General features: G+C 72.2%; 10 protein-coding genes. 4 read left to right on the forward strand and 6 right to left on the reverse strand.

The genetic code is table 11. The annotated features are described in order from the left end of the window. Together ACXJKQ_RS27000 and ACXJKQ_RS27005 are read left to right on the forward strand one after the other, a co-directional pair. On the forward strand, positions 1-2,482 hold a 2,482-nt coding region (locus ACXJKQ_RS27000; RefSeq protein WP_457108752.1), incomplete at its 5' end, for a hypothetical protein. After that, complete coding sequence (locus tag ACXJKQ_RS27005) at positions 2,479-2,985, forward strand: AAA family ATPase (protein ID WP_457108753.1); 507 nt, start codon at positions 2,479-2,481, stop codon at positions 2,983-2,985. The genes ACXJKQ_RS27000 and ACXJKQ_RS27005, both read left to right, overlap by 4 nt. Here ACXJKQ_RS27005 and fliP read toward each other — a convergent pair. The 3 genes from fliP to ACXJKQ_RS27020 all read right to left on the reverse strand — a co-directional run bounded on the left by fliP (position 2,973) and on the right by ACXJKQ_RS27020 (position 5,335). Then, on the reverse strand, positions 2,973-3,755 hold the full coding sequence (gene fliP / locus ACXJKQ_RS27010) for a flagellar type III secretion system pore protein FliP (RefSeq protein ID WP_457108754.1): 783 nt from the start codon (positions 3,753-3,755) through the stop codon (positions 2,973-2,975). The two genes, ACXJKQ_RS27005 and fliP, sit on opposite strands and share 13 nt — an antisense overlap. Next, entirely contained in the window at positions 3,752-4,819 is a 1,068-nt protein-coding gene (locus ACXJKQ_RS27015; RefSeq protein WP_457108755.1) for a lysylphosphatidylglycerol synthase domain-containing protein, read from the reverse strand. The genes fliP and ACXJKQ_RS27015 overlap by 4 nt, the downstream gene beginning before the upstream one ends. Before the next feature lie 93 nt (positions 4,820-4,912). Beyond that, a complete protein-coding gene (locus ACXJKQ_RS27020) occupies positions 4,913-5,335 on the reverse strand; it encodes a hypothetical protein (protein WP_457108756.1) in 423 nt (140 codons plus the stop codon). Positions 5,336-5,526: 191 nt separating this feature from the next. On the opposite strand from ACXJKQ_RS27020, the gene ACXJKQ_RS27025 reads away from it, so the two are divergent. Together ACXJKQ_RS27025 and ACXJKQ_RS27030 are read left to right on the forward strand one after the other, a co-directional pair. Beyond that, entirely contained in the window at positions 5,527-6,837 is a 1,311-nt protein-coding gene (locus tag ACXJKQ_RS27025; RefSeq protein ID WP_457108757.1) for a capsule biosynthesis protein, read from the forward strand. Positions 6,838-6,934: 97 nt separating this feature from the next. Beyond that, positions 6,935-7,219: a hypothetical protein gene (locus ACXJKQ_RS27030; RefSeq protein ID WP_457108758.1), complete on the forward strand. Its 285-nt coding sequence runs from the start codon at positions 6,935-6,937 to the stop codon at positions 7,217-7,219. 135 nt (positions 7,220-7,354) lie between these two features. Here ACXJKQ_RS27030 and flbD read toward each other — a convergent pair whose 3' ends face one another. The 3 genes from flbD to ACXJKQ_RS27045 all read right to left on the reverse strand — a co-directional run. Then, on the reverse strand, positions 7,355-8,716 hold the full coding sequence (gene flbD, locus ACXJKQ_RS27035; RefSeq protein WP_457108759.1) for a sigma-54-dependent transcriptional regulator FlbD: 1,362 nt from the start codon (positions 8,714-8,716) through the stop codon (positions 7,355-7,357). Between the two features lie 86 nt (positions 8,717-8,802). Then, positions 8,803-9,135 carry a flagellar motor switch protein FliN gene (gene fliN / locus ACXJKQ_RS27040; RefSeq protein ID WP_457108760.1) on the reverse strand — a complete coding sequence of 111 codons (333 nt, stop codon included), beginning with the start codon at positions 9,133-9,135 and terminating at the stop codon, positions 8,803-8,805. Positions 9,136-9,145: 10 nt separating this feature from the next. Further along, on the reverse strand, positions 9,146-9,624 hold a 479-nt coding region (locus ACXJKQ_RS27045; protein ID WP_457108761.1), incomplete at its 5' end, for a FliH/SctL family protein.

Genomic DNA, 9,624 nt, shown 5'->3' on the forward strand with positions numbered 1-9,624 from the left:
GTCGCTGCCGGTGTCGCCGCGCCCTGCCGAGGCGCCGGCCGCCCAGGCGCGTCCGCCCGAGGTGCCGCCGCGGCGCCACGCCGGCGCCGGCTTGGTCTTTCCGTTCCAGTCCTTGCCGCCGGCGGTCCTGTTCGAGCGCGGCGGCGTCGCCACGCTGGCCTTCGAGACCGCAGAGCCGGTGGCCATACCGTCGGAGCGCCAGGGGCTCGCGCCGATGGGACCGCCGGCCCGCACGGGACCGCTTACGGTCCTGCGCTTTCCGATCCCGCCCGGCCGCCTCGTCGATCTCAACGCCGTCACCACCGACGCCGGCCCGGCCTGGGAACTCTCGGCGGGCGACGCCCTGAGCCCGAGCGACATCCTGGATCCGGTCCGCAAGCCCGATCCGTCCGGTCGCATCGCCGTGGCGCTGGCCCTGCCGCATCCCGGTTCGGCGACGTGGCTCACCCTCGATGACGAGCGGATCGCGGTGGTCACCTCGACCGCGCAGCGCCCGGTCGGCAATCCGAAGAGCCGCCGCTTCGTCGATTTCGAGATCCTGCCGAGCCGGCACGGCCTCGCGGTGCTCGCCGGCGCCGACGACCTGGCGGTGCGCCCCGAACTGGAGGCCGTCTCGATCGGCCGCGAGGGCGGTCTCGCGGCCTCTGTGGCGGCCCGCAAGCCGGACGCGGTGCTCGCCGAGGCGGGTGCCCTCGCGATCGCGAAGGAATCCTGGGAGCGCGCCCGGATGGGGAACGTGCGCGACACCCTGCGCGGCCTCTTCGCCGCGGTGGTCGCCGCGACGCCCTCCGAGCGCGGGCCGGCACGGCTGGCCCTGGCCCGCGCGGATCTCGCCAACGGCCTGGATTACGAGGGCCTGACGGCGCTCGAGACCGCGGCCAGCGACGATCCGCTCCTCGCCGCGCAGCGCGACACCGCCCTTCTCCGGGGCATGGCTCTGGTGCGGATCGGCCGGAGCGCCGAGGCGCTGAAGGCCCTCAGCGTGCCGCTCCTCACCGACGATCCCGAGGCCGCCCTGTGGCGGGCGATGGCGGCGGCCGGGTCGGGCGACTGGAAGGTGGCGGAGGCCGGCTTTCTCAAGGTCCTGCCGCTGGCCAAAGGCTATCCCGCGGATCTGGCGCAGACGATCCGCGCCAGCGCGGCGGAATCGGCGATCGAGAACGGTGATGCCGAGACCGCCGCCGCCCGGGCGGAGGCCGAGCGCGATCTGCAGCCCTGGATCCGCGACCGGCTGGCCCTGGTCCGTGCCCGGGTGGCCGAGGCGACCGGCCAGATCGAGGCGGCCCTGGACGCCTATGCCCGCCTGGACCAGTCGGCGGTGCGGCCGGTCTCGGCCGAGGCCGCCCTCAGGGGCGCTCTCCTCGCCCGGGCCGCCGGCAAGATGACCGCCGACGCCGCGATGGAGCGGCTCGAGCGGCTGGCGCTGACCTGGCACGGCGGCCCGGTCGAGGACGGCATCACGGTCGGACTCGCGCGCCTCTACCTCGGAGCCGGCCGGTGGCGCGATGCCTTCACGGCGGTGCGCCGGGCCAACGCCTTCGCGCCCAACGCTCCCGCGACGGCGGCCCTGGCCCGGGACGCGCAAGCCGCCTTCGAGAATCTCTACCTCACCGACAAGGGGGATGCGCTGTCCGGGGTCGAGGCCGTCGCCCTCTTCTTCGATTTCCGCGAGTTGAGCCCGATCGGGCGGCGCGGCGACGAGGTGGTGCGCCGGCTGGCCGACCGCCTCGTGGGTCTCGACCTCCTCGATTCCGCAGCCGACCTCCTGCAGTACCAGATCGACAACCGCCTCACCGGCCCGGCACGCTCGGCTGTGGCCGCGCGCCTCGCCACCGTGCGGCTGATGGACGACAAGCCGATGGAGGCGCTGAAGGTCCTCGACGCCACCGATCTCCCCGAACTCCCGGGCGAACTCAAGCGCGCCCGGGGCCTCATCCGAGCCCGTGCCCTGTCGGACCTGACGCGCACCGACCTCGCCCTGGAGACGATCGAGGGCGAGAGCGGCCCGGATATCGAGCGCCTGCGGGCCGACATCTACTGGGGTGCCCGCCGCTGGCGCGAGGCCGGCGAAGCCCACGAGGGCCTGCTCGGCGAGGCGTGGCGATCCGGCCAGCCCCTGGACGATCAGGCGCGCGCCGACGTCGTGCGCGCGGCGATCGCCTACGACCTCGCCCGTGAGGCGATCGGCCTCGAGCGGCTGAAGGCGAAGTTCTCCGAGGCGATGGCGGCGAGCCCGGACGCCCGCACCTTCGCCCTCCTCACGGGCACGGACCCGACCCGGACGCCCGGCTTCCGGGACATCGCCGCCCGCGCCACGAAGGCCCAGACCCTATCGGCCTTCCTGGCCGAGTATCGCAAGCGGTACCCGGACGCCGCCGCACCCGATCGTGGCCGGCCCGTGGCGCCGGGCACGAATGGCGAGGCGCCGCAGGGTGGTCAGCAGCAGAGCAGCGCCGAAACCCCCGGCACGCCTCCGGGGTGAGCGGGCCGGTCGTCATCGATCCGGACGCCTTCCTCGAGACCGAGACGGGCCGCGTCTGGACGCCCGACCGGAATGCCGAGGCGTGGCGCCTGGCCTTCGCGGCGCTGCGCGCTGCGCTCACCGCGCCATCGGCCAAGCGGCTCGTGCTCGTGTGCGGCCTGCAGGGCGGTGGCAAGTCCACTTGGATTGCCCGGCAGCGGCCGCAGGCCGGCCACGTCTACGTCGATGCCGCTTTGCCCGGCCGGCGGCACCGCGCACCGATCCTCGCCATCGCGCGATCCTGCGGCGTCCCCGCAGAAGCCGTCTGGATCCGCGCGCCGCTCGCGGTTGCCGTCGAACGGAACCGGCGCCGCCCCGCCGACCGGCAGGTTCCCGAGGCCAGCATCCGCTCCGTCGAGCACCTGTTCGAGCCGCCGTCGTGCGCGGAAGGCTTCGCGGAGGTCCGGATCGTCGATGCGACGTCCCACGCCGGCCCGCAACCGGGCCGCGATCATCCGCCGTAGCTCTGGACCAGGGAGCCGGCGACCAGGGTCCAGCCATCGACCAGCACGAAGAAGATCAGCTTGAACGGCAGCGCCACCGTCGCCGGCGGGACCATCATCATGCCGACGGCCATCAGCACCGAGGCGACTACGAGGTCGATGATCAGGAACGGGATGAACAGCAGGAAGCCGATCTCGAAGGCCCTGCGCAGTTCCGAGATCATGAAGGCCGGGGTCACGATCTCGAGGCCGACATCCTCCGGCCCTTTCGGCGCCGGCACCTTGGCGAGGTCGAGGAACAGCTTCAGATCCTTCTCACGCACATTGCGCAGCATGAAGGTCTTGAACGGTGCCGAGGCACGCTCGAACGCCTGCGCCTGCGTGATCCGGCCGGCGATCAGCGGCTCGATCCCGGCGCTGTAGGCGGCGCGGCCCGTCGGGGCCATCACGAAGGCGGTCAGGAACAGGGCGAGGCTGACGAGCACCGCGGTCGGCGGGGCCGTCTGGGTTCCCAGGGCCGAACGCAGGATCGACAGCACCACCACGATGCGGGTGAAGGCCGTGGCCATGACCAGCACGGACGGGGCCACCGCCAGGACGGTGATCAGCGCGACGAGCTGCAGGGCGCGCTCGGTGGTGCCCCCGGCTCCGAGATCCAGGGTGACGCTCTGGGCGAGTGCCGGACCGGCGGCGAGGAGCGTGCCGGCGAGTCCGGAGAGGGCGAGCCGCCGGAGAGGCAGCTTCGGGACGATGCCCGTCGGGCGGGTCGGCGCGGGATGCGTTCGGGTCACGGGCGGTCGCAGCTGGGGGTGGCCGGGCTGACGCCGGCCCGGCGCGCCTCGAGATTCTGCCAGACGAGGAGAGCCGGCAGGCCGAGCACCACGTCGGGCACGCGGCGGGCCAGCGAGAGGGCGAGCGCGGTGCCGGCGTCGATGCCGAACAGGCCGCAGACCAGGACGAGGCCGCCTTCCTGGACGCCGAGGCCGCTCGGAACCAGGAAGGCGGCGGCCTTGATCGCCTGACTGAGCGCCTCGATCACCAGGATGTCCGCCAGGCCGACATGATCCACGCCGATGCAGGCGAGGACGACGGCGACCTCGGCCGTGCCGAGCAGCCAGGCCAGCGCGTGCAGCGCGAGGGATTGGCCGAGGTGTCCCCGGCGGCTCGATGCCCAGACCGTGTCGAGGGCACCCTGGATCCGTGGGGTCGGCTCGGGGCGTGCCTCGGTCTCGCGCACGAAGCGCCGGCCGAGGGCGGCGAGCCGCGCCTCGATCTGCCGCACGATGCCGGTGCGCTGGAGGGCGAAGAACGCCGCCACCGCCAGTCCGGCCACTGCGAGCGTCCGCAGCGTCCAGCTGGCGAGGGCCGCCGCCTCGGCGCCGTCGACCCGGCTCAGGAGACCGGCACCGAGGCCGGCGAAGAGGGCGAGCGTTCCGACCTGGAACAGCATGTCGGCCAGGACGGAGGCCGCCGCCAGGGAGCCGGCCACGCCCCAGAAGGTCAGGAGGCGCGCCCCGAGGACGTCCCCGCCCACCGACGCCACGGGCAGCAGCACGTTGATGCCTTCGCGGACGAAGCGCAGGATCAGGCAGGCCGCGGCCGTCCCCGGCATCAGCCCGTCGAGGATGCGCGCCCAGGCGAGGCCGCAGATCAGGACCACCAGGATCCGCACCAGGGTCACGCCGGCGAAGCCCGCGACGCCGATCCGCCCGAAGGCCGCGGCCACGGCGGCGAGATCGTTGGTCGCCACGAGCCAGACCGCGAGGCCCAGGCCGATCAGTGTGCCGAACAGGGGCAGGCGACGCAGCACGGCCTGGGCCATACGCCGCTTCCGGGAAACGCGGTCGCCGGTCACGGTGTGCGGGCCTCGCGTCGAGAGGCGGGCAAGAGCGCGCTCCAGGTTGGGCCGGTCAGCGTGCCGGCGGCGATTCGTCGGGTGGCTCCGCGGCTAGAGTGCTATTGGGGCCGAATTCGGGGGGCGACGGCGGGACAGGACCGGATCGAGCACGGCGGCGAGAGCCTCGGCCGGTCCGGCGGCGGGATCGAGCAGGACGACGCGGCCCGCGGCAAGGCTCGCCCCGGTGGCGATCGCCACCGCCCGCTTCGGGCAGGGGCCGAGGCAGCCCGATTCGACGATGCAGAGCTTCCGCCGTCGGCCGGCCCCCCCATCCCGCGCGACCTGCTTGGCGCCCTTCTTCAGCAGGCCGCGCAGGTCGCGCCCGCGCAGCCCCTGCCGCTTGGCGCATTTGGAGCACACGACCACGATGTCGGTCAGCTTGGTCTTGGCCGAACTCGTCTTGGCCGAGTTCGTCTTGGCCGAACGGCCGGTCGGGCGGTCGTCGCCGCCCAGGACACGCGCTTCTGTCATCATTCAGAGACTGTAGGACGCGATACCCGTTCGGCGCCACGCCGCCCGTCGTCGCGGCGCAGCAGCCGGCGGGCGTCCGGGTGGGGCGCCATAAAAAGGGCCTAAAAGAACGGGATTCCCGAAGCCGCGCACGGGCCGCCCATCGGCCGGCGCCGCGGCAGCGGAACCGGCGCAGACCCAGGAACAATGAGCGGATGAGCTTCGACGAGGTCAAGGACGACACGCGCGAAGGCGAGATCGTGACGTTCGCCGCACCGACGATGACCGAGCTGCGGCGGAGCGCCGAGACCATTCGGCCGGTCCCGGAGAAGCGCACGAGCCGGGCGCTGGTCGCCTCGGTCCGCGAGCGCCTGGACTGGACCCGGCTGCCGGGCCTGCGCCCGCGCGAGGAGGACACGTCGAGCTATGGCGGCCGCATCATCCGCCGCGTCAGCTTCTTCGTGCTGCTGCCGACCCTCGTGGTCGGCCTGTACCTGTTCGCGTTCGCGTCCAACCAGTACGTCGCGGAGGCCCAGTTCGCGGTCCGCGGCAACGTCGAGCCGATGGAGAACATCTCGCTCGGCCAGTACACGAACCTGATCCAGAAGCACAACAGCCAGGACAGCTTCATCGTCCGCGACTACATCAGCAGCCAGACTCTAGTTGAGGCCCTCGAGAAGAGCATCGGCATCTCCAAGATGTTCTCCCGGACCGAGGCGGATTTCTGGGCGCGCTTCGATCCTTCAGACCCGATCGAGGACCTGACCAAATACTGGCGCAAGCACGTCGAGGCGCATATCGACTCGATCTCGGGCGTGATCCGCCTGTCCGTGCGCGCCTTCACGCCGCAGGACGCTCTGACCATCGCCAACGAGGTGGTCAGGCGCTCGGAGGCGCTGATCAACGACATTTCGAAGCGCGCCCAGTCCGACATGGTCGCCCAGGCCGAGACCGACGCCAAGGTCGCGCAGGACCGTCTGCGCAAGGCGCATCTCGGCCTGCAATCCTTCCGCAATCAGTGGGGGGTGATCGATCCCATCAAGACAGCCGAGGGGACGCTGACAACACTGACGCTCCTGCGGAAGGACAAGCTCAAGGCCGAGAACGACCTGCAGGTCCTGCGCAGCTCCAACCTGGACGAGCGCTCGCGCTCGATCCAGACGCTGGTGGCCAACATCGCGGCCATCGACCAGCAGATGAAGACGCTCCAGGACGAACTGACGAGCGCCACGGCGGGTTCGGGCGGCCAGAACCTGACCGAGGCGCTGCTCCAGTACGAGGGTCTGCTCGTGGAGCGGACCATCGCCGAGAAGCTGGAGGAATCCGCCCATACCCTGCTGGACCGCGCCCGGGTCTCGGCCAGCAAGCAGCACATCTTCCTGGCCACCTTCGTGCCGCCGGTCCTGCCCACGGACAGTCTCTATCCCGAGCGCGGCCACAGCCTGCTGGTGGCGTTCTTCTGCTTCCTGGTGATCTGGAGTTCGTCCGCGCTGCTGATCGCGGGCATCCGCGACCAGAGGATGTAGCCGCAGTCCCCGGGATCTGGATCCCGCGCGGCGCGGTCTGTAGAGGGAGGCGGCCCGGCGAACCGGGCGCCCCGGGATGAGCGAAGTCTAACGATCCATGTCGGATTTTTCCGATCTCGTCGCGAAGGCGATCCAGCCGTCGATGACCCGTGAGGAGCGCGAGGCGGTCTACACGGTGGTGCGGCAGGCCGTGCTCCGGCTGCAGGAGCGGGAGGCGTTTCCGCCGGACGATCCGCGCGTCGCCCTCCAGCGTCACCTCGTCGAGGAGACGATCCGCGACGTCGAAGGCGACGTTGCCCGCTTCGAGTCGCTGCGCAAGCTGGACGCCGCCTTCGCGGCCCAGACCGAGGCCCACAAGGCGGCCCAGAGCGGGCGGCGCTGAGCGGCGTCCACCGAGCGCCGCCCTCGCGGGTGCCCGGGGCGGATGACATTCCGGGATGACGTTCTGACTCGTCCAGGCAGCGCCACGCGACGGGGCCGGGTGCGAGCGCCCGTGAGGGGCGCCCGACCGATCGCGTCAGCCGCAGGCGACGTTCGCCCGGACGCCGCCTGGCTCGGCCACGTCGAGGCCCGCCGAGACGTACTCGTTGAGCTTGTTGCGCAGGGTCCGGATCGAGATGCCCAGGATCTTGGCCGCGTGCGTGCGGTTGCCGAGGCAATGATCGAGGGTGTCGAGGATCAGGTCGCACTCGACCTGCGCCACGGTCCGTCCCACCAAGCCGCGGGTGGCGGCCTCCGCGACCTGCGCGGCGCGCGCCGCCGGCCCCTCGGCGGCGAAGGTCTCTCCGTCCGGCGAGAGGATCGCCTCCGGGCCGATCGTGTCGCCGGAAGCGAGCAACACCGCCCGGTGCAGGGTGTTCTCCAGTTCGCGGACGTTGCCGCGCCACGGGTTCTTCACCACCAGCGCCTGGGCTTCCGCGGAGAGCGGGCGCACCGGCACACCGTTCACCGCCGCGTATTTCCGGGCGAAATGGGTCGCGAGTTCCAGGATGTCGGCCGGGCGCTCGCGCAGGGGCGGGAGCCGCAGGGCGACGACGTTGAGCCGGTACAGCAGGTCCTCGCGGAACGTGCCCTTGCGGACCTCCTCGGCGAGGTTGCGGTTCGAGGTGGCGAGCACGCGGATATCGACCCGCACCGGGGCGGTGCCGCCGACCCGGTCGATCACGCGCTCCTGGAGGGCGCGCAGCAGCTTCGCCTGCAGGCGCACGTCCATCTCGGAGATCTCGTCGAGGAGCAGCGTGCCGCCGTTGGCCTCCTCGAACCGGCCGATCCGCCGGGCGACCGCGCCCGTGAACGCGCCCTTCTCGTGGCCGAACAGCTCGGATTCGAGCAGAGCCTCGGGGATCGCCGCACAGTTGACCGACACGAACGGCTTGCCCGCCCGGTTGGACTTCTGGTGGACGTGGCGGGCCAGAACCTCCTTGCCGGTGCCGCTCTCGCCGGTGATCAGCACCGAGGCCTCGGACCGGGCGACCTGCTCGGCGAGCTTGACCACCCGCTCCATGGACGGATCGCGCCAGACGAAGGCGGCGCGGTCGGTGGCGACCGCCTCCAGCACCGCGGCGATCATCTCGGGATCGGGTGGGAGCGGGATGTATTCCTTGGCACCGGCCCGGATTGCCGCCACGGCGGTCTGCGCGTCGGCCGAGACCCCGCAGGCGACCACAGGGGTGCGGATTCGCTCCGCCTCCAGGGCCGAGACGAGGTCGCGGATCGGCAGGCCGACATCGATCATGATCAGGTCGGCGCCCCGGGCGCGCAGGACGTTGAGACCCTGCGGCACGGCATCGGCCTGCGTCACGGACGCGCCCCGCTGCATGGCGATCTTCGAGGCGGTGATCAGCTCTCCGTTGAGCCGCCCGATCATCAGGAGCCGCATGGTTCGTCCCTTTCAAGCATCCCGGAGCGGGCCGCCGTCACCGGCGCCTCCGCGAAAATCTCACGCGTCGGGGTCATGCGCCCCGATCACTCGCCCTTGACGATCTCGGTCATCGTCACGCCAAGCCGATCCTCGACGAGGACCACCTCACCGCGGGCGACGAGCCGGTTGTTGACGAAGACGTCGATCGCCTCGCCAACCTTCCGGTCGAGTTCGAGGACGGCGCCCGGCGCCAGCCGGAGCAGGTCGCCGATCGGCATCCGGGCGGAGCCGAGCACCGCCGAGACCATCACGGGCACGTCGAACAGCTGCTCGAGGTCCGCGGCGGTCTTCGGCGTCGTGGGCGCGTCGCGGATCGAGTTCGCCGCGTAGTCGGTGTCGTGCTCGCCGAGCTGGGGCAGGCTGAAATCGTCGGACATCCGGGTTCCTCTACGGGCGCGTCTGCAGGCCGAGGGCGTCCAGGACCGCCGCCTCGATGCGGGCGCGCTCCCGCACGATGCCGCCGTCGGCCCATTCGATGCGGGCGTCGCCCGCCGGCATCTCGGGATCGCCGAGCACCACGAGGCGGCCCTCGTAGCCGCGCTCGCGCGCGAGGCGCTTCACCAGGGTTTCGGCCGCCTCGACGAGGCTATCGTGCACCCGCACCACCAAGTGGGGCACGCCCCGCAGGTGCTGGAGCGCCGCCCGGGCCGCCTCGCCGATGCCGGCGAGCGGGGCGGCGTCCAGGGCGTCGCCCGCCACCTTGCGGGCGATGAGCATCGCCACCTCGACGGCCTGCGCCTCGCGCTCGGCGTCGCGGGCATCGGCCTGCGCGAGGAGGCCGGCTGCGGCCAGGGCGAGGCGGGTCATGGCGTCGGCGAGCCGACCCTGGGCCTGCGCCTCGGCCTGGGCGCGGCCCTCCTGCTGGC

The organism is Methylobacterium sp. P5_C11, from assembly GCF_054049775.1.

Coding starts and splice junctions, on each gene's coding strand:
- fliN (WP_457108760.1), bottom strand. CDS start 9,135: ATGTCCGACGATTTCAGCCTGCCCCAGCTCGGCGAGCACGACACCGAC.
- ACXJKQ_RS27020 (WP_457108756.1), bottom strand. CDS start 5,335: ATGATGACAGAAGCGCGTGTCCTGGGCGGCGACGACCGCCCGACCGGC.
- ACXJKQ_RS27025 (WP_457108757.1), top strand. CDS start 5,527: ATGAGCTTCGACGAGGTCAAGGACGACACGCGCGAAGGCGAGATCGTG.
- ACXJKQ_RS27030 (WP_457108758.1), top strand. CDS start 6,935: ATGTCGGATTTTTCCGATCTCGTCGCGAAGGCGATCCAGCCGTCGATG.
- flbD (WP_457108759.1), bottom strand. CDS start 8,716: ATGCGGCTCCTGATGATCGGGCGGCTCAACGGAGAGCTGATCACCGCC.